Origin of the sequence: Alicyclobacillus fodiniaquatilis (assembly GCF_042678105.1) — a bacterium.
Taxonomy (GTDB): Bacteria; Bacillota; Bacilli; order Alicyclobacillales; family Alicyclobacillaceae; genus Alicyclobacillus; species Alicyclobacillus fodiniaquatilis.
Map to the genome: position 1 here is coordinate 53500 of NZ_JBHUCX010000102.1, position 23188 is coordinate 76687.

Genomic DNA, 23188 nt, shown 5'->3' on the forward strand with positions numbered 1-23188 from the left:
TTAAACAAGCATGCATATTGTACTCGTAGAACCGGAAATTCCAGCAAACACCGGAAACATCGCACGTACGTGCGCCGTGACGGGGTGTTCCCTGCATCTCGTGTTGCCATTGGGGTTTTCCACGGATGACAAGCAGCTAAAACGAGCAGGGCTGGACTACTGGTCGCTGCTCGATATTACATATCATGATTCTTTGTCTCAATTGTGGGACAAGTATCCCGACGGCCGTTTTCATTACGCTTCAACCAAAGGCGGGCATTGGTACAGCGACGTGCAGTACCAGCTCGATGATTTCCTCGTATTTGGCAAGGAGACACAGGGGTTACCGCGCGAGTTGATTCAGACGCACGCCGATGAAGTCGTGCGCATTCCCATGCGCAATGACGCGAAGGCGCGCAGTCTCAATTTGTCGAACGCGGTCGCCATCGTCGCATTTGAAGCCCTGCGTCAAAACGGCTTCCCGGAAATGGTGTAAATCTCGTAGAGCGCGCATGGATATGATACATCCCGCACTCAGAGAACTGTGAAAATACCTGTCTATCAGGGCAGCATCGATGGCCGACACAAGGCGCCTTAATTTGCAGGATGGGATGGAGGGGACAGGCGTGATCGACACACTATTGTTCGATCTCGACGGCACATTGTTGCCATTTGACGTGGAGCCTTTTATGGAGGGCTACTTTGCGCGATTGGCGCCGTTGTTGACGGACTTTTATCAGCCAGCTGACGTGGCTCGCTGTTTGCTTGTGGCTTTACAGCAGGTGGTGGAAAATGAACATCCATCGCAGACGAATATGGATAAGTTTCGCAAAGCGCTGTTCGACAAACAGCCTGCGTTAGAAGAGCAGGTTTGGCCAATTTTCGAGCATTTTTACACCAGTTCGTTTGAAGAGCTGCAGCATTTGACAAAGCCGACGGCAATTGCGCGGGAAATATGTCGAACTGCTGCAGATAAAGGTTACCGACTGGTACTGGCGACAAATCCGGTTTTTCCGGAAACAGCGACGCGTGCGCGCATGCGTTGGGCGGGCATTGACGAAGTGCCGTTTTCTCTTGTGACGACAATGGAAAACAGCCATTTCTGCAAGCCGAATCCGAAGTATTTTTTGGAGGTGCTCCAACAAATCGACGCCACGCCCGAAACTTGCCTCATGGTGGGCAATGACGTGCAAGAGGATGGTGCTGCAGGATACGTTGGACTGCAAACCTATTTGGTGACGGATCATCTGATTGACCGGGAAGTAGGGACATTTCATTTTGATCACCGCGGCACGCTGGAAGAACTGCAGCGGTTTGTGGAACAACTGCCGGTTGTGTGAGCACAATTGATATCGCGAAATCATGTGCAAAGAGATCGACAAGTGTAAATACAAAGATGGTCAGCTTGCGCTGAACGGGTTCCTGCAGAGGTGCAAAACAGTGAATAACATGATAAACGGAGTGCAAATTCGCAAAGCGCGTTGCACTCCGTTTTTTCTTACTGTAGAGGTATTGAGAATCTTATGCTAAATCAACATGCCGAACGGTATAATGAAGCCTAACTATATACGCCTTTTGTATAGCGGGGTGATATACATGAGTAAAGGAATCAGATTATGGGTTATACATGTCATTGCGCCGGGATTAGCGATAATCTTTTATTTGTTGTTGACACAGGTGTGCTGGCACAGCATGGGCTACAATTCCGCTTTCTGTTTAATTATGTGGTCTTTTATGTATTGGGTATTCCCATATTGGTTCTCAAGTTTGAGTAGCTCAGTACAATCAAATAAACTCAAACGGATGGGAACATATTGTGTTTACGCAGTAGTTATTATTGGAATTGTATATTTTGGTAGCTGGATTGGTGTTCATGCTTCTGGATATTTTGATAAATACATGAAGGATCCTAGGATTGCTGGCTCCGGTGAAACAAGGGCAATTGTGCCATTAGTAAGACTCTTACAATGTGTTTTGGCAGTTGTGATCTATAGTGTTTACTATGTTCGCAAACGTGCAAAATCAGAGTTCATACGGTTTATCCCGCAGTGATGGATGCTGAAGAGTACTGCTTTAACAAAAATGGCGTGCCAATTGTGGCACGCCATTTCTATAACTGTAGTTTAAGTGCGCTTAGCGGCTGACGATGTGAATCGGCTCGCCAAGACCGACTTCTGCGGCTTCCATCACCATCTCGCCAAGTGTTGGATGTGCATGAATGGTGAGCGCAATATCTTCAAGTGTCGCGCTCATTTCAATCGCCAGTCCCAATTCGGCAATCAGGTTGGAAGCTTCCAAACCAACCACTTGGGCGCCGACCAGAACGCCGGTTTCCTTGTCCGAAATCAGCTTCACAAAGCCAGCGTCCGCATTCAGCGCGGTTGCGCGGCCATTTGCTGCATAGGGGAAGCGGCCGACAGCGACAGATGCATATTCTTTCTTTGCTTCTTCTTCACTGAGTCCGACGGAAGCCATCTCTGGATCAGAGAAGATGACCGAAGGAATACAACGATAATCCACGACGCTTGCCTTGCCTGCAATCACTTCCGCAGCCACTTTGCCTTCGTACGACGCCTTGTGCGCGAGCGCAGCGCCAGGCACGATGTCACCGATGGCAAATACGTTCGGATTGGTAGTGCGGCCTTGTTGGTCCACTTTGATGAGGCCTTTTTCGTCCAATTCAATGCCAGCGTCCGCCAGGCCAAGCTCGTCCGTATTCGGGCGACGGCCGACAGTCACCAACAAATAGTCGGCTTCAATGGTCTTTTCCTCACCAGCTTTGTCGGTATAGGTCAACTTCACACTCGAGTCGGTCTCTTCGACCGATTTGGCCATTGCTTTCGTCTCGATTTGCACGTCATATTTCTTCAGACTGCGCTCGACGAGGCGGGTCATTTGTTTGTCAAATAGCGGGAGAATGCCGTCCGTTCCCTCGATGATGGTCACTTTTGAGCCGAACTTCGCAAATGTTTGACCCAATTCAATGCCGATGTAGCCACCGCCGACGACAATCAAGCTGCCCGGGACTTCTTCCAGCGACAATGCTTCAGTTGAAGAGAGGACGCGCTTGCCATACGGGAGGGCCTTCAGTTCAACTGGGCGCGATCCCGTTGCGACAATGCAGCTTTCGAAGTGAACGCGTTGGCCGCCATTTTCGTGCATGATGCGCACTTCGTCTGGTTTTGTGAAGAATGCCTCGCCATCCAGCACAGTGACCTTGTTGCCTTTCAACAAGCTGGACACGCCGCTTGTCATCTTGTTGACAACAGACTGTTTCCATGTTTGAACCTGCTTGAAGTCCAATTTAGCCGTGGTTTCGATGCCAGGGATGGACGATTCATGGGCAGCTTCATATTTTTCAGCGGCGGAAATCAGCGCCTTGGACGGAATACATCCGCGATTCAGACATACGCCGCCGAGTTCTGCTTTATCGACAATGGTGACGGACTTGCCGAGTTGCGCGGCACGGATTGCTGCGACATAGCCACCAGGGCCTGCGCCGATGACAAGGACGTCAACTTCTTCTAACAATTCGCCAACTACCATGTATTACACCTCCAGGAGTAAGAGACGCGGGTTTTCCAACAACCGTTTGATATCGTTGATGAAGTTCTGGCCAAGCGCACCGTCAATCACGCGGTGGTCAAAGCTCAAAGTCAGAGACATCATCTTTGCAGCAGCAAATTCGCCATTCTTGATGACAGGTTTATCACTGATCCGACCGACGCCCAAAATGGCGACTTCCGGGTAGTTGATGATTGGTGTGAAGAACATCCCGCCGGCAGAACCAATGTTGGTGATGGAGATGGTGCTGCCCCGCATTTCGTTCGGCGCCAGCTTCCCTGCGCGGCCACGTGTGGCCAAATCGTTGATTTCCTCTGCAATGGTCCACATGCTTTTGCGGTCAGCGTCGCGGACGACAGGCACCAACAGTCCACGTTCGGTATCTGTCGCAATGCCGATGTGGTAGTAGTGTTTCAAAACCAGTTCCTGTTTTTCTTCATCCAGCACGGAGTTCAACTTCGGACTGCGGCGCAGTGCGCCAATCAAGGCTTTGACGATGAAGGGCAGATACGTGATTTTGACGCCGCGTTGTTCCATCGCAGGTTTCAATTCTTCGCGGAGCGCGACCAATTCGGTGACATCTGCTTCGTCCATCAGCGTGACATGCGGCGCTGTGAAGGCGCTCTTGACCATCGCCTTGGCAATGGCTTGGCGAATCATCGGCAATGCGATGCGCTCTTCAGCTTCGTAGCCGCTAGATTGCGCCTGTGCTGGAGTTGCCGCAGCTTCGGTCGTTTCTGCAGCCTGTGCCGTGGATTCTTGTGCACTGGCTGATGCTGGTTGCTGGTCGCCTGCTTTGAAGCTGTCGATATCGGCTTTGGTCACTTTTCCGTGATTGCCAGTACCTGTGACCAGAGTGATGTTCACGCCTTGTTCACGCGCATATTTGCGCACGCCCGGCGTGGCCAATACGTCGTGAGCCGAACTTTTGACGACAGCGTTGTTCCCCTGGGGCGCCGTTTGTGCTTCGGCTGCGGGTTGCGCTTGTTGGGCAGTTGCCGACGTTTCCTCGTGTTGCTCGTCCGCAGCTGCAGCTTTGGCTTCTTCTTGCTGGGCCTGCGCAGCTGCCGGGATGTCCCCTTCTACTTCAACGGTGAGCAGAATGTCGCCGACGACACAGGTTGTCCCCTCGGAAACCTTGAGCTCTTTGATGGTGCCGCCGACAGGGGAGGGCAATTCGACCAATGACTTGTCGTTTTCAACTTCGGCGACGGCGTCGTCCTCTTCAATTTTGTCGCCCGGTTTGACGAGCCACTTGCTGATGCGGCCTTCGTGCAAGCCTTCGCCCAACTCCGGAAGCGGGAATTCAAAAAGTGCCATGTAAGTTCACCTCCAAATTTTTATAGTTCGATCACTTTGTTTAAACCTTTGGTGATGGATTCGACGGTTGGTAGCCATTCATCTTCAATCATGGCGAATGGATAGACTGTGTCAGGCGGCGTCACTCGTAAAACGGGCGCCTCTAGATGGAAAATCGCGTTCTCGTTGATTTGGGCGACGATTTCCGCAGCTGCGCCAGCGGAGCGTTGCGCCTCTTGAACGACAATGGCGCGATTTGTCTTCTTGATGGAATTCACCACGGTCTCAATGTCGATGGGGCTGATGGTGCGCAGGTCAATGACTTCAGCTTCGAGTCCTTTGTCCTTTGCCCATTTGTCAGCTGCCCGCTTCGATACGCCGACCATTGCGCCATAGGTGACGATGGTGACATCTTTTCCTTCGCGCACGACATTGGCCTGACCGAGTGGAATCGTGTAATCTCCCTCCGGCACCTCTTGGCGGAACGAGCGGTACAAGCGCATATGTTCCAGGAAGAGAACCGGGTCGTTGTCGCGGATGGCGGACAGCAGCAAGCCCTTGGCATCGTATGGCGAGCTAGGGATGACCACTTTCAGACCAGAGGATTGGAGGAATAGGCCTTCCAGGCTGTCAGAGTGCAGTTCTGCCGTGCGTACACCGCCGCCAAACGGCGAACGAATGGTCACTGGGGCGGTGAATCTGCCGCCGGATCGATAACGTAGACGCGCAATTTGGCTGGAGACTTGGTCAAACGCCTCAAAGACAAAACCGAAGAACTGAATTTCTGGCACTGGGCGAAAGCCTTGCACAGCCAGTCCGTTTGCCAGACCCATAATGCCGCTTTCGGCAAGTGGTGTATCAAATACGCGATCTTCGCCGAATTTTTTTTGCAGTCCTTCCGTCGCGCGGAAGACACCGCCGTTGTTCCCTACGTCTTCACCAAAGATGAGTACTTTGTCATTGCGCGCGAGTTCCAGTTCAAGCGCTTGGTTGATGGCTTGAATCATTGTCATTTCTGCCATGCTTAATTTGCCCCCTCGCCAGTAATTTCGGCACGTTGGCGTTTAAGTTCGTGCGTTGGTTCTTCAAACATCGAGTCAATCAAGCCCTCAACCGTCATCTTTTCGGCGTTGTCGGCCTTTTTCAACGCCTCGTTGATGGTCTCTTTGGCTTCTTCGATGGTTTTTTCTTCATCTTCTTTGGACCACAGGTTTTTGCTTTCCAAATAGTTGCGGAAACGAATCAGCGGATCTTTCGATTCCCATGAGGCTTCTGTTTCCTTTGTGCGGTAGCGCGTCGGGTCATCCCCGGCCATGGTGTGCGGGCCATAACGGAACGTCACTGCTTCAATCAGGGTCGGACCTTCTCCGTTGCGCGCGCGCTCGACGGCTTGATGTGTCGCCGCATAGACGCCCAGGACGTCCATGCCGTCCACTTGCACGCCAGGAATGCCGGCTGCAATCGCCTTTTGCGCGATGGTTTCAGCTTTCGTCTGCTTTTCGCGCGGCACGGAAATCGCGTATTGGTTGTTTTGGACGATGAACACAGCAGGCAGGTTCATTGCGCCAGCAAAGTTCATGCCCTCGTAGAAGTCGCCCTGTGATGAACCACCGTCGCCTGTGTAGGTCACCGCGACATGTTTCTCGCCGCGCAGCTTAAAGCCAAGCGCCACACCAGGTGTCTGCACGATTTGCGCGCCAATGATGATTTGCGGAATCATGACGTTCACATCTGCGGGAACGCGTCCGCCCAACTGATGGCCGCGGGAGTACAGAAACAGTTGATGGAGTGGATAGCCATGGAACAGACTTTGCGGAATGTCACGGTATCCCGGCAGGAGGAAGTCTTCTTTTACCGTTGCGTACTCGCTGCCGATCATCGATGCTTCTTGCCCAGACACAGGCGCGTAGAAACCAAGACGACCTTGACGGGTCAATTTGACCGCGCGTTGATCTAAAATGCGTGTAAATACCATACGAGACATCAGTTCACGTAACTGATCATCCGTCAAATTCGGCACCAGATCCGGGGATACAACTTTGCCGTTCTCGTCCAGAACCTGCACGTATGAAATCGAGTGTTCTGTGAGCGTTTTGCTCATAATGATTGGTCACCTCATTCCGGAAGCTTGTTTGCGTGTTTGCGAACGTCGCTTATGTATCGTTCGTCCTTTATGCGAGGACAGGATACACGAGTAGTGATACAGTCCATCAAACATTATAATACACAATAGCAGCGCGTGCGAATCACTTTTATCACGCTTTAACTTTACTGTTATAGAATAAGAGAGCGCGTAGACTATAACAGTTTTAGAACAGCGCTTTCTTTTTCGAAGCAAAATGACACCATTTCGAATTGAACGACGGCGCTGTGCAGATGCTGATATGCACTCTGAAATGCGAGGGCGGATCATGACTGTATCCGGCAAATCAAGTTGCGCGAAGAGGCGCAGCATCAAGGCATCAAATGATTTTCAGGAGGAGAATTCTGCATGACTTTAGACACCCAACGCAAAATTGAGTCGCACAGTTTGCAAAGCAAGTTTCTCAATGAAGAGAGGAACATCAAAGTATTTGTGCCCCCCAATTACGATCCCGCTGTTCCTTTGCCCATCGTCTATTGTCACGATGGATTGGAATTTTTTACACATGGGCGCGTGGCGACCATTGCCAATCAACTGATGCTGGATGGCGAAATCCCGCCTTTTTTAATAGCAGGCATCGCCGTCAACTTGAACAAGCGGCGTGATGACTATGCGTTAGACGGTGCGCGGCACGGCGCATACCAACGGTTTGTTATTGAAGAGTGCCTGCCGATGCTAGATGGCCTGTACAATGTGGATGATCATCAGCGGTTGATGGCGGGCATTTCGTTGGGGGCGGTCGCGTCGCTCGGGTTTATGCTTGCGTATCCGCAGTATTTTCATACGCTCATTCTGTTTTCCGGCGCATACTTCCCGGACGTGCAAGCGTACATACGAGAAACCTCTGAATTGAGTCGGCTATACGCCTATATGGTGGTTGGCGACGAGGAGACACAAGCGAAGACGCCATCCGGCGGCGTGTTTAACTTTTATCAATATAATGAAGACATGCGGGACATCTTGTTTGACAAAGGGGCGCAAGTTGAATATCGCGTCGGTCACGGCAATCACATTTGGGGATTTTGGCAAAAGGAACTGCCAGATGCGCTGCGCTGGCTGGGGAAAAATATAAAGTAACAGGCAGTATATATTTATGTGACCAACCTGAATCACTGGGTTGGTCACATTTGCGTGGACGGTCATCTTTTGCCGTCATCATCAAAAAGAATTGAAACATTGTAGGGGCATGCTACGTCACTATATATTAGAGCCGCCACGCGTGATGCGTCCCGCGCCAGCAGAATCGGGAAAATGTCAGTCAATCGGGCATCGTGGATGGCGCACACAATGGCATCAACTGGCTTCAAGGTAAAAATTGTCGCGTTTTTACATGTAGCGTTTTTCAAATCATTCCTGCAAAATACATTTGAATGACAAATATAGAGAAATGAGTACGCATACCCGATGACCACTGTACTATGGATTTTAGCTGCAATGTTCAACTTGTGGAGCGCATATCTGTTCACCAAGCGCTTTGGTTTTCACGATGGCAAAGACCGCGCAGTGACGTTTACGCTGCTGTTTGTGACGCAGATCATCACATCTGTATTCATTGCAGGGGCTTGCATCGAACATCTGACCAATCTGACGCTCTTTGGCGTCGATGTGTTGTTCTGGCTCATCTCTGCTGCACTCGTCTACCGTCAAGGTGAGCGCTTGCTCCCGTCAGTAAGGCAGTTCAAGTGGCCGGTGCGCGGCTGGCACTGGAGCGGCATTGTCTTTGGTTTGATGCTCGTCATCTTTCTTGCGTTTTGCGCCTATATGGGCCATGTCTTACCGCCTTACAGCTATGATGCGCTGGGGTACCACTTGGTGTCTGTCGCCACCTGGATGCACGAGCACCGGATTGTGGACATACAAGCCTCGCTGTGGGCCAATGTCTATCCGAAAAATGCCGAATTGCTCTATACGTGGCTTTACATGTCGGTCGACAGCGATCACTGGATCCATTTGGGGCAGTGGTTGTTCGGCATCGTCGGCGTCATTGCGACCATGGCCAGCGCGCGTGTGATTGGGCTTAGTCGATCCGGCGCCATCATCTCCGGCGCCTTGTTTTTCACGGCGCCAACGGTCATTTTACAAGCGACGACAGACTACAACGACCTGGCGTTTTGTGCGATGTTTCTCATATTTTTCTATGGCTATTTGAAGTTTATGGGTTCCCGTGATTGGCGATACATGTTATTGTCGGGGATGGCAGGCGGAATTACACTCGGCATCAAATCGGACGCGGTGATGTACATCGCTGTTTGCTTCATTGTCATGCTGGTGCAGTTTGCGCGGTTTTACCGCAAACATCAGGTGACAGCTAAGCAAATCGTCGGTTGTCTATGTCTGCTTGTCTTTCCGATACTGCTGTTCGGAAGCGAATGGTACATTCATACGTGGATCATCTACGGCAATCCAGTCTATCCATTTACGGTTTCCATCGCTGGGCACGTGCTGTTTGCTGGGCGAGGCTCGGTGGCGCAATTGATTATCAATCCGAACACGCCAAGCCAACTCTTACATAAGCCGTGGTGGCAGCAGGTTTGGATTTCCTGGACGCGCATTCCCACGAATTACTCGTATGACATGCACATCGGCGGTTTTGGCGTCATTTGGACGTTCATCGAATGGCCTGCCCTGGTTGTCACTTTTTTCTATGCATTAGTGAAAGATAAAAAGTTGTGCTATCAGGTGATGGTGCCGCTCATCGTCATGTTCATCCTGCAACCCGCAAATTGGTGGGGCAGATACACACTGTTTATGATCCCGCTGGGCGCTTGGTCGTTCGTTTACATTTGCGCACGGCTTCGCCAAAAGTGGCTGTGGACGACACTGTACTCGCTTGTCTTGGTCATTGTTTGCGGTTCGTATGGGGTTGGCGCCGCACTGTTTGCAAAGATGGACACACAGCACGCCAGTCAGGTTGTTCAAGCCGTGCACAACGCTTTTGCGACGCCGCCACAAGCGCGCACCGTCGGCAGTGTCGTGTATCCGGAGTATCACTGGGTGGATGCGCTCAAAGGACCGACCAATATCGGCATGGCAGATGATGTGCCATTCCCTTATCCGCTATTTGGCGATCACGCCAAAAATAACGTGTACAAGTTCCAGATGCAAAGTCGAGCCACGTTCCTTCACGAGGTACAGGTCGAGGACATCCGGTACATCATGACCGTGAAAGGGGATCCCTATGATAAGTGGGCTCGTCAAGACCATCGACGCTTTGCGCCATACAGCCAATCCGCGGGGTATGACGTTTTCCGCGTCAGATCGTCGTCCTAATCTCGCTTGGCTGTTATTTATGCAATTACGGCCGATTCAGTGGACGAAGAATGGGCTTTTGTTCGCCGCTTTGATTTTTACCATCCCGAGGGTCACGTTTGCGATGTTCGGCAGCGCCGCTGTGGGTTTTTTCCTGTTTTCGCTTGTCTCCGGCTGCGTGTATATTTTGAATGATCTGGTCGATTTAGAGGCGGATCGCAACAATCCGGACAAGTGGCATCGGCCGATGGCTTCGGGCTTATTGAAACCGGCCTATGCCATCGGTGTTGGATTTGGCGTATGGGTCATTTCATTGTGGCTGGCCTGGCGCTTGAACGAGCTGTTTTTTGGCGTGTTGCTCTGTTACTTTTGCTTAAATGTGCTCTATTCTCTATATTTGAAGCGGATCGCGCTGGTGGATGTTCTGACCATTGCGGCTGGGTTTGTCATGCGGGCAGCGGCGGGCGGTATGGCCATTGGTGTTCGCTTGACACCCTGGTTTTTGTGTTGCGCCTTGATTCTCTCTTTATTTTTGGCTGTCGGGAAACGCCGGTACGAATTCGTGGCGTGGAAAGCGCGGCGGCGTGAGGGGCGTCAAGTTCTGCAGCATTACTCGTTACCATTGCTCAATTTGCTCAGTACCGTCCTAGCTGGGGCGTTGATTGTCACCTACATCTTGTTTACCTGCTCGCCCACTCATACACGTTACTTGACACTGACCATCCCCTTCGTTGGCTTCGGTGTACTTCGTTATTATCATCTGGTGCATCTCAAACAGCTCGGCGGCCGACCTGAGATCCTGTTGCTCAAAGACAAGCCTGTGCTTGTGACCGTGAGCTTGTTCGTCATTTCTGTCATCACCATTCTCTACCTATTTAACTGAAAATAGCAGTCAGTCAGTTTCTTTTCTCCTTCTGGCAAGCTGGTGAATGTGGCCAAGCAGCAAGCGAATAGGATGTAAAAAGGCGTCCATCATTGTGCGCTATGCATTCATGATTTCGTCACATGGAGTGCAATTTACAACCGGCATGCTCATCAGCTACTTGGCGCACTTGCACTAGGAAGGGGATGGAACCATGAGTTTTCTTGATCGCCTCAATACTTACCGTGCACAGGAAGAGAAACTCCGCTGGGAGGGCACCTTTAGAGAATACCTGGACATTGTAAAAGAACAACCAAGCGTGGCCAAGACTGCCCATGCCCGAATATACGATATGATTGCAGCGGAGGGCATTGAGACAGATGCCGACGGGCGTCGGCACTACCGCTTCTTTGAGCGGGAGATGTACGGTTTGTCTGACACCATGGAGCGCTTGGTGGAAGAGTACTTCCACGCGGCAGCGCGGCGCTTGGACGTTCGCAAACGCATTCTGCTTTTGATGGGGCCTGTCAGCGGAGGGAAATCGACCATTGTCACGATGCTGAAACGGGGCATGGAGCGATATTCCCGCACGGATGAGGGGGCGGTGTATGCCATCAAGGGCTGCCCGATGCACGAGGAGCCCTTACATCTTATCCCGCTTGAATTGCGAGAAGAGTTTGAAAAAGAGTACGGCATACGCATCGAAGGAAGCCTTTGTCCCAGTTGCCAAATGCGGCTTGACCAAGAATATGGCGGAAACATCTGGGGTATGCCGGTTGAGCGCGTCGTGTTTTCCGAAGACAAGCGCATCGGTATCGGTACATTCAGTCCGTCGGATCCAAAATCACAGGACATTGCCGATCTCACCGGGAGCATCGATTTTTCTACTATCACGGAATACGGCTCTGAGTCAGATCCGCGCGCCTATCGATTTGACGGGGAGTTGAACAAGGCGAATCGCGGACTGATGGAGTTCCAGGAAATGCTCAAGTCCGATGAAAAGTTTCTCTGGCACCTGTTGAGTCTGACACAGGAGGGGAATTTTAAAGCCGGTCGATTTGCGTTGATATCCGCAGATGAAATGATTGTTGCGCACACAAATGAAGCGGAGTACCGCAGTTTTATTGCCAACAAGAAAAATGAAGCGCTGCAATCGCGCATGATTGTCATGCCTGTGCCGTACAACCTGCGGGTGGATGACGAGGTGAAGATCTACGATAAACTGATTCACCAAGGCGATTTGAACGATGTGCACATCGCGCCGCACGCGCTGCGGACAGCGGCCATCTTTTCCATTCTGACGCGGCTGAAGGAATCGAAAAAGCAAGGTGTCGATTTACTCAAAAAGCTTTTTTTGTATAACGGCCAGACCGTTGAAGGCATGAAGGACGCGGATTTGAAAGAATTGCAAAATGAGTACGCAGACGAAGGAATGTCTGGGTTGGATCCGCGCTACATCATCAATCGGATCTCCACCGCGCTCATTCGCCGTGACACTCAGTGCATTAATGCACTAGATGTATTACGCGCAATTAAAGATGGATTGAGTCAGCACGCCTCCATCAGCGCGGAAGATAAGGAACGCCTGCTCAATTTCGTCGCACTCGCTCGCAAGGAGTACGACGAGACGGCAAAGAACGAAGTGCAAAAAGCGTTTGTCTACTCATTTGAGGAGTCTGCCAAGACGCTGCTGGACAATTATCTCGACAACGTCGAGGCGTACTGCAATTGGCAAAAGATCAAAGATCCATTGACAGGTGAAGAAATGGACCCAGATGAGCGGTTGATGCGTTCTATCGAGGAACAAATCGGGATTTCGGAGAATGCCAAACGCGCTTTTCGCGAGGAGATCCTCATTCGCATCTCAACCTATGCGCGGCGTGGTAGACGGTTTGACTATCACTCGCACGAACGGTTGCGCGAGGCGATTGAGAAAAAACTGTTTGCCGACTTGAAAGACGTCGTCAAAATCACGACTTCGTCCAAGACGCCGGACGAACAGCAGTTGAAGAAGATGAACGAGGTGACCGCGCGCTTAATTGACAATCATGGCTATTGCCCGTCATGCGCGAACGAACTCCTGCGTTACACAGGCAGCCTCCTGAATCGATAGGGAAGTAGTTTTGCGAGGGGGGATTCTGCGTGGCAAACGTCTACTTTACACTGCAAAAGGAGGATTGGTCGCTGCACCGCAAAGGGCAGCAAGACCAAGAGCGGCACAAGGAGAAGGTCAAACAGGCCATCAAGGACAATCTGGCGGATCTCGTCAGCGACGAAAGCCTCATCCTGAGTGACGGCCACCAGATTGTCAAAGTGCCTATCCGTTCTCTGGATGAATATCGCATTCGCTATAATTTCCAAAAAGGACGCCAAGCTGGAACCGGCCAAGGGGATTCCCAAGTTGGCGACGTGATTGCCAAAGGGCGGGATCCAAAACAACAACAGCCGGGCAAGGGCGAAGGCGCCGGTGAACAGCCGGGTGTGGATTACACCGAGGCTGGCGTTGCGCTCGAAGAGATTCAGGCGCTTCTGTTCGAGGAGTTGGAATTGCCTGATCTGGCCGACAAAAGCGCAGATGAAATGGTCACGGACAGCTATGAATTTCGCGATGTGCGCAAAAAAGGCCTTTCGGGCAACATCGACAAAAAACGGACGTTGCTCGAAGCGATTCGCCGCAATGCGCTGAACGCCAAGCCAAGCGTGCAGATCATTCCGGAAGATTTGCGTTACAAAACGTGGGAAGATGTTGAAAAGCCAGATTCCAACGCTGTCATTCTGGCCATGATGGATCTATCCGGGTCTCTGGATGTGGCGCAATTGGGAAAAAGGCGCGCAGGCGCTTTTGGCAAAACGCCTGCACAATCTCTTGCCACAGATCTTCTGTAAAACATCAATCAACGTTTGTGTTGAATTTCCGCCAACAACGCCGCTTTAAAACCGTCAAGCGACGCGACGTCGATCTCGCTGTTCCCTCGTTGCCGAACAGAAATCTGATTTTTCTCGATTTCCGCATCGCCGATGACGAGTAAATAGGGAAGTTTCTGCAGTTGAGCCTGACGAATGCGGTAGCCAATTTTTTCGTTGCGACTGTCCACTTCACTGCGAATCCCTGCGGCCGTCAGCTCGCGTTGAATCTGCGCCGCATAGGCGTGATGGCGTTCGTTGATGGGCACGATGCCAACTTGCACAGGCGCCAGCCAAACGGGAAATGCGCCCGCATAGTGTTCAAGCAAAATGCCAAGAAACCGATCAATCGAGCCAAAAATGGCCCGATGAATGACGACAGGGCGGCATTTGCTGCTCGTTTCCGACATGTAGCTGAGATCGAACTTTTCAGGCATCTGGAAGTCCAGTTGAATGGTGGCGCACTGCCAACTGCGTCCCAACGCGTCTTGAATGTGAAAGTCGATTTTCGGGCCGTAAAACGCGCCGTCGCCTGCATTGATGTGATAGGACAACGCCTGATGGTCCAAGACCGTTTTCAGCGCCAACTCCGCTTCTTCCCACTGTTCATCCGTTCCCATCGAATTGTCTGGCCGTGTCGACAACTCGTAGCGGTAGTCAAAGCCAAATTGGCCGTACATTTGGTCTATGAGGCGCATGATGTCCGCAATTTCCGTTTCAATTTGATCCGGCCGCACAAAGATATGGGCATCGTCTTGCGTAAACGTCCGCACGCGCATCATGCCATTGAGTGTGCCAGACAATTCGTGGCGATGCACCTGGCCATTTTCCGACATGCGGATGGGCAAGTCGCGGTAGGAACGCAGCTTGTGTTTATAGATCAACATGTGGCCAGGGCAATTCATCGGCTTGAGGGCAAATTTCACCTGTTCCACATCCGTGAAGTACATATTTTCGCGATAGTGCGCAAAGTGGCCGGATTGTTCCCACAATTGTTGGTTCATCAACAGCGGTGTCCGCACTTCCTCGTAACCTGTCTGCATTTGCAGATCCTGCTCATAGGCTTCCAGCGTTTGGCGAAGCGTCAGGCCTTTTGGCAGGTAGAAGGGCATGCCCGGCGCTTCGTCGGAAAACATGAACAACTCCAGCGCTTTGCCCAGTTTGCGATGATCTCGCTTTTTCGCTTCCTCCACGAACTGCAAGTGCGACTCCAGTTGTTGTCTTTTGGCGAACGCCGTGCCGTAAATGCGCTGCAGCATCTGGCGCTTTGCATCCCCACGCCAGTAGGCGCCAGCCACCGCTTGCAGCTTAAAAATTTTGAGCTGCCCTGTATTGGGGACATGAGGTCCGCGGCAGAGATCGTAAAATTCGCCTTGCCGATACAGCGTGATGACCTCACTTTCCGGCAGTTCGTGAATCAATTCCTGTTTCAACGCGCTGTTGGCAAACAGTTCGAGCGCCTGTGTCTTTGTCACCACTTCGCGCTGAATCGGCAAATTTTCTTGGGCGATTTCCTGCATGATTTGCTCGATGTCAGCTAAATCGTTCACAGAGATGGGGGCAGGCAGTGAGACATCATAGTAAAATCCGCTCTCAATCACGGGGCCTACGCCCAATTGAACGCTTGCGTCCCCGTATCGTCGCTTGAGCGCCTGCGCCAGCAGATGGGCCGTGCTGTGCCGGAGCATGTGCAAGCCTTCCGGCATATCCGCCGTGACGATTTCCACCTCTGCATCGCGCACGATGGGCGTATACACATCCACCAATTGGCCGTCGATTTTGCCGCCGAGCGCTTTTTTGCCAAGCCCAGGACGAAGGGCGGATGCCACGTCCAGGATGGTGGTTCCTTGTTCTACCTCCAGTACTTTATCGTCCGGCAATTTTACTTTGACAGAACACATGACATCTGACTCCTTTCGCCCGCTGGGCTGAATTGTTGTACTGACCACGTTTAAAATAAAAAAAACACCCTGTCCGCAAAGGGACGAGCGTGTCGTGGTTCCACCCTAATTTTGATGCCAAAGTGAAGGCATCGCTTCATCTGATAACGGGGGCGATGTGGCACCCGGCTCTAGATAATCACTTTATTCGCTATGCGAATAAGGTTTCCCCAGAGCAACTGCAAGGTGGTAAACGCGCATCTGTGCCGGGAAATCTTTCAGCCGCTGAATTTCCTCTCTGCTCGGCCGGGGATGGGCATCCATGTCCTTGGTCATCGTTTTGTAGTCAATTGTATCAAGTTGCAGATCAATATAAGGGATAGATATGGCAATTGTCAATGGCGTGATCGATAGATGGGCCTGTCTGATTTCGTGTTCATTCGAATGCCTCGCTTTGCGCCCGAACGGTATGGGTGCCATATTGGACAACCCACAGCGCATAGATTGAACCGAGTGGGCTTGTTGCAAATCCATTCGTCAGGGGGCGGGACAAGTGGATGGGGAGATCCGGTTGGATCGCGCTCAATTGATTTACAAAGCGGATGCGCCTGAGCTAAAGACGTGGTTGTTGCAGGAAATTGAGCGTTGGTTGCTGCAGACGCACGGTGTGGACATGGATGTTCGGTTCGTCGGCAAAGCGGATGAGGGAACGTAACTGTCGCGTATGTTGATGGACGGCTTAGCTGGAGGTGAATGCCTGTGCAACGTTGCGCCGTTTACGCCCGCGTCAGTACAGATATGCAAGGAGAGAGCCTGGAAAACCAGGTGGAGTATGCACAGGAGTATATCCGCCGCTTAGGGGACGCATATGAACTGGCAGCGGCGTGTGTCTATACAGATTTTGATCAGAGTGGCTATTATACGCGTTTTCTCCAACGCCCCGCCATTCAGCGGGCGCTTGGCGACGCGCAAGCGCGGAAGTTTGACGTGATTGTGTTTAAGGAGATCAGCCGTATCAGTCGTGATCAAGCAGAACATGTCGAGGTGGTCAGCCGCTTTACGCAATATGGCGTGCGGATCATTGCCATCAACGACAATTTGGACAGTGATCGACCCGAGACATTGGATTTGCTGGGCATTCACTCGGTGATGGCTGAAATGGAGAGCAAGCGCATTTCCTCGCGCGTGTCGAGCGGCAAGAAGATGTTGGCGCGGCGCGGCATGTGGATGGGCGAGGCGCCGATTGGCTATGTGCTCAACCGCGATACGCACCAGTTGGAGATAGATTTCACGCAGAAGGAAATTGTCGAGACGATTTTTCGTCTGTACACGGCGGAGGACTATGGCACGTTCCGGATTGCCGCATATCTCAACGACCGTGAGATGCGCACGAAAAATGGTCGTTTGTGGTCGAGGGGCACGGTTGGTCAGGTCTTGCGCAATCCGGCATATGTCGGCGACTTGGTCTACGGCAAGACGCGCAATACGCTGAAGCGGATTTTTGATGACAGAGGGTACACCAAAGTTCAGGGGCGCAATGAGATGGCGCCGGAGGATTGGATTGTCGTCACAGATACGCACCCGGCCATCATCAGCCGCGAGATGTTTGAACAGGCGCAAGTGAAACTGCGCGCGCGCCGCAAGCAAAATCCGGGTCGATCCCGCCATCCGCTCACGGGCATCCTCGTTTGCGCTGAGTGTGGCGCGGGCATGGTCTGTCAGAAACAACGTTACCAGGGGCGGGAGTATCGCTACTACACGTGTTCTCGCGCGTTTCGCTTTGGCCGCCAGATGTGCCAACAGCCCAATGTGCCAGCAGATAAAATAGAGCAGGCGCTATGGCGATGGATCCTCAGATTGCTGGAAGCGTACAAAGAAATGACGGTCAACACTGAGCCGACCAAACAAGCGGCAGGCGAGCGTGACACGCGTTTACGACAGTTGCGGCGCCAACTGCAGAAGGCAGAACTGGGGCTGGAGCGCCTTTTGATGGAGTCTGATATGCCAAGGCAAAGCTACACACAGTTAAAAGACAACTATCTATCCACGATTCAAACCATCACCGCCGAAATGGATGAATGTAAGCGCACAGCGACGGATTTGCCTGTGCGCGCACAGACATTTCCCGTACAGGATTACCTGTATCACTTGCAAGCGTCGGATTTGTCCGATCTCGATTTCACCCGCGCTTTCCTCCACAGTCTCGTAGAGTACGTCGTCGTCAAGGGGCGGGAAGTGACGCATATTGGCTTGAAGTACCGGGGTGCAGAAGGGTAAGATGCGCATGTTTGCAGCGTCTTTTCATATGCAAAGGGGAGATGCCTGCCTGCGTGGCATCTCCCCTTGAGAGATTCGAGTACGGTGCGCCAAAAAGCTATTGCAAGCGCGTTTTGCGCCGTGGTTTGAGCAGCAAATAGAGCACAAATGAGACCAGAAAGCCGACATAAAAGGTGAGATCCAACCCATTCCAGCTTTTCGCCAGCGCGCCTTCATAGATGGAACTGTTCATAAACGGAATGGAGACGATGATGCCCGCGAGAAAACTGATGAAGCCTGGCCAAGCTACACCTGACTTCACATCAGCCTCTGGGCTGCTTTTGCGCACGTAGAAATCGGCGAAGAGGACACCCATCCACGGCGTGATCCAATAGCCAATCAAGAGCAGGAAGTTTTCGAAATTCGATTCAAATTGCCCGTGCCCAATCAAGCTCAAAATGAGCCCGAGCACGCTGGCGCCAACGACGAGCAACCACCGCGGCAAGCGCAAATTTAACGTCGCCGCCGATAAGGAATTGGAGTACAAATTGATGGCGTCGGCAGCGGTGCCGCCCAGAATGACGGCGATGGTCGCCGGAATGCCGAAGCTGCCCATGGAAAGGTGCAAGGCGTCAATCGAATTGCTGCCTTTGCCAGCAGCCAAAATGGCGACGAACATGCCGACCAATTCAATCCAGGTGGAGGCGAGGAACGAACCCAGTCCGCCCAAAAAGCCGACTTTGAACTTGCTTGTATGGGCGTGCAAATAGCGGCTGTAATCCGAGCCGTACGGCCCCCAGGAACCCAAATAGGAGAACATGGCGCCAATGATCACCATCGCCGCCAACCCGGTATGGTGCGTGGTGGCGTGATAAGCTGCGAGCTGATGAAAGTGCGCGAGACTGATGATGGTGACAATGGCAAACATGATGCCAAGCACTACTGACATCACGCGTTCGTATGTGTGAATGATGTTGTAACCAAAGACTGCGACCAACCCTTGCAAAAGGACGAGCAAGACTGCCGCAACTGGAAAGGATAAACCCGGAAAAAGTGCGTGTAGGCCAAACGACCCAAGAATGTTGTTGACGGTAAACCAGCCAATCGTGCTGACAAAGTTGAGCAGCGCTGGGAGATAACCACCGATGCGCCCAAACATCCGGCGCGTGATAATGAGCTGCGGCAAGCCGTACGACGGCCCCATCGCTGAGCACAGCCCCAACACGAGTGCGCCGAGTAGGTTGCCGATGAGAATCGAGATGATGGCCCACGTCCAGGACAACCCGAGTGATACCGGAATAAAGCCCAGGGCGTAATCGGCGATGGTCAGATTGCTGCCGAGCCACAGCGTGAATTGACCGAATGTATTGCCGTGACGTTCACGGAGTGGGACCTGCTCAATGCCAAAAGGTTCTACTTTCAGCAATCGGTCCCCATAGACAGATGAAGTGACTTGCTTGGACATGCACTTCCACCCCCTTTTTGTGCTGATTATAGCATATACATGTGTATATACATTTACTAGCACAATTTCAGGGTTGGTGGGTTTTCATTTTCGTTGTGCGGATTCTAGTCAACCTGGAAGTTCAGGAAGTCCAGTCAAACACTTCGATGCCGCCGTGCTGCAACTGTTGCACAGCTTCTTTGAGCTGTTGATCGTGATCGTATTCAACGAGGTGGTAGTGAACACCGTCGGTCAAAGAAGAGAGCAAGGGAACGTTTTGGTCGTTCACTTTGGCGAGAAAATGGTCGATGTCACGCCGGGAGGACAAGTATAGATTGCCGGTGATTTCGCCGTAAATCTGGTGCTCCACACGCACGTCGACCACGCTTAAACCACAATCGATGAGGGTGTACAACTCGACAGCCGCTTTGTCGGGGGGATGGGAGACTGCGAGCAAAGTCCGTTGCCGCGTACTGCCAGTTTGCAGAATATAGCCTTTGGGCGTAGAGAGAATTTGGTGACCCAATGCGCGGAGCAATGCGATGTCATGGACAACCACTTGCCGCGTGACACCGAGTTGGCGCGCCAGGGCCTGACCGGGAATTGGTTCGGTATTTTGTGTGCGCAGGGCGTCCAACAAGGCGGACTGGCGGGGGGTGATTTCAGACATGGGAGACACTCCTTTCGTTTTCGATCACGATGGTAGACCGCTATGCGTGATGCGTTTTGCACCAGCAGAATCATGAAACTGCCATTCAATCAAGGCATTGCGGATGGTGTAGCACTTGGGCGCCGTATTATTTTCAGGATAGACCGCTATCTGTATGTTAGCAGGGCGAATGGCTGCGGCGCAATGTGGCTAGGTCTCTTGTCAAAGCGGGGAAGCTGGCACAGTGTGGTGGCGAGCAAGCATTTTCTCAATTACGTCATACGCACATCGATGGGACTGTTTGAAAAATATTGCGCGCGCACATTTTTCTTTTGGATGACGCGTTTTTTGCGCACGAAATACGAGAACGTGCACATTCGCTACATTGCGCACCACACAGAAGCGCATGAGGTTTCAGAGGAACACTTCTTCACAAAAGGGGAAAGCGGCGGCACGATTTGTTCGTCTGCGTACGAGTTTGCGTTGAACATCATCAATCGGGATTATCCGCCGGATCGGTATAATATATATCCAATTCATTTTTCCGACGGTGACAACTTGACTTCCGACAATGAGAAATGTGTAAAGTTGGTTGAACAATTATGCCAAAAATCACAAATGTTTGGATATAGTGAAGTGAATCAGTACGGGCGGAACTCGACGATGATGAACGCCTTTGGCAAGCTCGACTGGCCCGTGTTTCGCCGTTTTGTGATTCGCGATAAAACGGACATCTATGCCGCGTTGAAGCATTTCTTCTCGCGGCGAGATGGGGTGAGAAGCGCATGAACCAACAAGAACTCGATGAACTGGAAAAAAGCATTGATTTAATGACGGACATCGCCCAAAAAAATGGGCTGGATTTTTACCCAATGCGCTATGAAGTCTGTCCGTCTGATGTGATTTACACGTTTGGCGCTTACGGGATGCCGACGCGGTTTAGTCACTGGAGTTTCGGTAAAACCTTTCATAGAATGCGGCTGGATTACGAATTGGGGCTCAGCCGCATTTATGAACTCGTCATCAATTCGGATCCTTGTTACGCGTTTCTGCTCGACGGCAACACGCTCTTGCAAAACAAAACGGTGTGCGCACATGTCCTGGCGCACTGTGACTTTTTTAAAAACAATGCCACCTTTCGTTACACTTCGCGCGATATGGTGGAGCGGATGGCCTCAAGCGCGCAGCGCATTCGTCAATATGAGTTGAAATACAATCGGCATAAAGTCGAAGAACTGCTCGATGCTGGACTCGCGTTGTCTGAACATGTGGATAGCTCCACAGATGGCCGCAACGCGCGGGCGAAAGTGAAGCAGCAGCAATATCGCGATCGCCACGGCGAGTATCAGCCTATTTTTCAATCGGCCGATCACGCCCGGACGCCTTACGACGACCTTTGGTCGATTGGCGAGACAGAGGCGGACGTAAAAGCCAAAAAACCGATGGTCAAACCGCGGGCGGCGCAAAAGGACGTCATGCTGTTCGTCATTGAAAACAGCCCAGTGCTCGAAGAGTGGGAACGCGACATTCTCTCCATTTTGCGCGAGGAGATGCTGTACTTCTGGCCGCAGATGGAAACCAAAATCATGAATGAGGGCTGGGCGACGTACTGGCATTTGCGCATCATGCGCGAAATGGATCTGCTGGAGGAGGATGCGCTCGAATTCGCCAAGATGCATTCGGGCGTCGTTTTGCCTTCGCGCACATCCATCAACCCGTATCACTTAGGGCTGGCCATGTGGGAGGACATTGAGAAGCGTTGGAACAGCCCGACAGAGGAGGAGCGCGAACGGTTTCTGCGCGAACCCAACCAAGGGCGGGAAAAGATGTTTGAAGTGCGCGAGATGGAGAATGACGTTTCTTTTCTGCGCAACTATCTGACGAAGTCTCTGATTGAAGATCTCGACTTGTACCTGTACCAAAAGGTCGGCAACGACTGGCGCATTGTCGAGACAGACTGGGAAAAAGTCAGGGATTCGATAGTTGCCTCGCGCGTCAACGGTGGCATTCCTGTACTGTATGTCGAAGACGGAGATTACAATCGCAATGGCGAGTTGTTCATCAAACACGAGTACGAAGGCACGGAATTGGACTTGAAGCATCTTGAAAAGACGATGCCATACCTATTCCGAGTGTGGGGGCGAACATGTCATTTGCAAACCGTCGTCGAAGGGCGCGATGTGATTTTCTCGTATGACGGCAAAAAGACGCAACGACGCTTTGTGAATACGTGATACTGAAGCTGTAGAACGTGAATAAAGTTGGTAACCAGAAAATAAAGTCGGTAACCCGTGAATAAAGTCGGTAACCGGCAAATAAAGCCGGTAACCGAAGGGGCTGTCCCAAAAGCGGTTGAAAATCGCTGACGGGGCAGCTTTTCCTTGGTAGTGGTGGTTTTTTTGTTAAAAGTTGAGAAAAAGATGAGGTCTTCTCATCCAACTTTCTGCCTCATCTCGTCAACAGCGGCTTTCTTCAACAGATTGTGGGCAAGCGAAATCCACCCAACTTCCACGGTAACCTTGGGTAGGCTTCGGAGTAGGAATCGTCTGAATCCACGGTTGTTCTTTATCTGCCCAAACACGCTCTCCACTTCAGTCATTCGCCGAATGGCTAGTTCTTTTCCTTCAGGACTTCGAAGTCGTTCGGCGGCTTGCTGCTTGTAGCGAAGATACTCAAGGCTCACTCTAATCTCTCTGTTACCAGAAGACTTCGTACAGCGTTCCCGGAGTAAGCACCCTTCGCAATTCTCGCTTCGGTATGTTCGTAGCTGCGTCTGGTACCCACTGCCGGTTTTTCCTCTAGTCTGCCTTTGAAATGTCAGCTTTCGTTGGTTCATACACGTCCAAGTATCTTTGTCTGCATCGTAGTGCCAGTTTTCAACCCGACTCGGGTCATTCTTCCACGCCTTGGATTGCTCTTTGTGAAATGAGTTGTATTTTACAACCCCATCAAGTTCTTC

The 23188-nt window shown here is 51.7% G+C and carries 18 protein-coding genes and 2 pseudogenes; 12 read left to right on the top strand and 8 right to left on the bottom strand.

Annotation, left to right across the window (positions count from 1 at the left end; translation table 11 throughout):
- The first annotated feature begins 10 nt into the window (after positions 1–10).
- From trmL to ACFSB2_RS26475, 3 genes are all read left to right on the top strand, one after another.
- Positions 11–475, top strand: a complete 465-nt coding sequence (trmL, locus tag ACFSB2_RS26465) for a tRNA (uridine(34)/cytosine(34)/5-carboxymethylaminomethyluridine(34)-2'-O)-methyltransferase TrmL (RefSeq protein WP_377946244.1) — start codon at positions 11–13, stop codon at positions 473–475.
- Positions 476–605: 130 nt separating this feature from the next.
- On the top strand, positions 606–1319 hold the full coding sequence (locus tag ACFSB2_RS26470; RefSeq protein WP_377946245.1) for an HAD family hydrolase: 714 nt from the start codon (positions 606–608) through the stop codon (positions 1317–1319).
- 256 nt (positions 1320–1575) lie between these two features.
- Complete coding sequence (locus ACFSB2_RS26475; protein ID WP_377946246.1) at positions 1576–2031, top strand: hypothetical protein; 456 nt, start codon at positions 1576–1578, stop codon at positions 2029–2031.
- A gap of 81 nt (positions 2032–2112) precedes the next feature.
- Here the strand turns inward: ACFSB2_RS26475 and lpdA are convergent, their stop codons facing one another.
- From lpdA to pdhA, 4 genes are read right to left on the bottom strand one after another with little or no spacing between them, the layout of a single operon-like run.
- Positions 2113–3525 (bottom strand): dihydrolipoyl dehydrogenase, encoded by a 1413-nt coding sequence (lpdA, locus tag ACFSB2_RS26480; RefSeq protein WP_377946248.1) that lies wholly within the window; start codon positions 3523–3525, stop codon positions 2113–2115.
- Between the two features lie 3 nt (positions 3526–3528).
- On the bottom strand, positions 3529–4863 hold the full coding sequence (locus ACFSB2_RS26485) for a dihydrolipoamide acetyltransferase family protein (RefSeq protein ID WP_377946249.1): 1335 nt from the start codon (positions 4861–4863) through the stop codon (positions 3529–3531).
- A 20-nt stretch (positions 4864–4883) separates the two neighbouring features.
- The gene (locus tag ACFSB2_RS26490) at positions 4884–5864 is read right to left on the bottom strand and encodes an alpha-ketoacid dehydrogenase subunit beta (RefSeq protein ID WP_377946250.1); all 981 of its coding nucleotides are present in this window, start codon (positions 5862–5864) and stop codon (positions 4884–4886) included.
- 2 nt (positions 5865–5866) lie between these two features.
- The gene (pdhA, locus tag ACFSB2_RS26495; RefSeq protein ID WP_377946252.1) at positions 5867–6943 is read right to left on the bottom strand and encodes a pyruvate dehydrogenase (acetyl-transferring) E1 component subunit alpha; all 1077 of its coding nucleotides are present in this window, start codon (positions 6941–6943) and stop codon (positions 5867–5869) included.
- 390 nt (positions 6944–7333) lie between these two features.
- Here pdhA and ACFSB2_RS26500 point away from each other — a divergent pair, with 390 nt between their 5' ends.
- From ACFSB2_RS26500 to ACFSB2_RS26520, 5 genes and pseudogenes are all read left to right on the top strand, one after another.
- On the top strand, positions 7334–8062 hold the full coding sequence (locus tag ACFSB2_RS26500) for an alpha/beta hydrolase (RefSeq protein ID WP_377946254.1): 729 nt from the start codon (positions 7334–7336) through the stop codon (positions 8060–8062).
- 327 nt (positions 8063–8389) lie between these two features.
- A complete protein-coding gene (locus tag ACFSB2_RS26505) occupies positions 8390–10255 on the top strand; it encodes a hypothetical protein (RefSeq protein ID WP_377946256.1) in 1866 nt (621 codons plus the stop codon).
- Positions 10164–11117: a UbiA prenyltransferase family protein gene (locus ACFSB2_RS26510; RefSeq protein ID WP_377946257.1), complete on the top strand. Its 954-nt coding sequence runs from the start codon at positions 10164–10166 to the stop codon at positions 11115–11117. The genes ACFSB2_RS26505 and ACFSB2_RS26510 overlap by 92 nt, the downstream gene beginning before the upstream one ends.
- Before the next feature lie 193 nt (positions 11118–11310).
- Positions 11311–13209, top strand: coding sequence for a PrkA family serine protein kinase (locus ACFSB2_RS26515; RefSeq protein ID WP_377946259.1), 1899 nt, complete (start codon positions 11311–11313; stop codon positions 13207–13209).
- 29 nt (positions 13210–13238) lie between these two features.
- Positions 13239–13901 (top strand): annotated as a pseudogene (locus ACFSB2_RS26520) (DUF444 family protein); the annotation flags it as partial.
- 89 nt (positions 13902–13990) lie between these two features.
- Here ACFSB2_RS26520 and thrS read toward each other — a convergent pair.
- On the bottom strand, positions 13991–15901 hold the full coding sequence (gene thrS, locus ACFSB2_RS26525; protein WP_377946260.1) for a threonine--tRNA ligase: 1911 nt from the start codon (positions 15899–15901) through the stop codon (positions 13991–13993).
- A gap of 532 nt (positions 15902–16433) precedes the next feature.
- Here thrS and ACFSB2_RS26530 point away from each other — a divergent pair.
- A complete protein-coding gene (locus tag ACFSB2_RS26530; RefSeq protein WP_377946262.1) occupies positions 16434–16595 on the top strand; it encodes a hypothetical protein in 162 nt (53 codons plus the stop codon).
- A 44-nt stretch (positions 16596–16639) separates the two neighbouring features.
- Positions 16640–18157, top strand: coding sequence for a recombinase family protein (locus tag ACFSB2_RS26535; RefSeq protein WP_377946263.1), 1518 nt, complete (start codon positions 16640–16642; stop codon positions 18155–18157).
- Positions 18158–18254: 97 nt separating this feature from the next.
- Here the strand turns inward: ACFSB2_RS26535 and ACFSB2_RS26540 are convergent, their stop codons facing one another.
- Positions 18255–19601 (bottom strand): purine-cytosine permease family protein, encoded by a 1347-nt coding sequence (locus ACFSB2_RS26540; protein ID WP_377946264.1) that lies wholly within the window; start codon positions 19599–19601, stop codon positions 18255–18257.
- A gap of 121 nt (positions 19602–19722) precedes the next feature.
- Positions 19723–20250 (bottom strand): 3H domain-containing protein, encoded by a 528-nt coding sequence (locus tag ACFSB2_RS26545; protein WP_377946265.1) that lies wholly within the window; start codon positions 20248–20250, stop codon positions 19723–19725.
- Between the two features lie 267 nt (positions 20251–20517).
- Here ACFSB2_RS26545 and ACFSB2_RS26550 point away from each other — a divergent pair.
- A pseudogene (locus ACFSB2_RS26550) lies at positions 20518–21018 on the top strand (DUF444 family protein); the annotation flags it as partial.
- Complete coding sequence (locus ACFSB2_RS26555; RefSeq protein ID WP_377946266.1) at positions 21015–22463, top strand: SpoVR family protein; 1449 nt, start codon at positions 21015–21017, stop codon at positions 22461–22463. The pseudogene ACFSB2_RS26550 and the gene ACFSB2_RS26555, both read left to right, overlap by 4 nt.
- A gap of 197 nt (positions 22464–22660) precedes the next feature.
- On the opposite strand, the gene ACFSB2_RS26560 is transcribed toward ACFSB2_RS26555, so the two are convergent.
- Positions 22661–23188, bottom strand: a 528-nt coding sequence (locus ACFSB2_RS26560) for a transposase (protein WP_377946267.1), incomplete at its 5' end; no start/stop codon positions are given.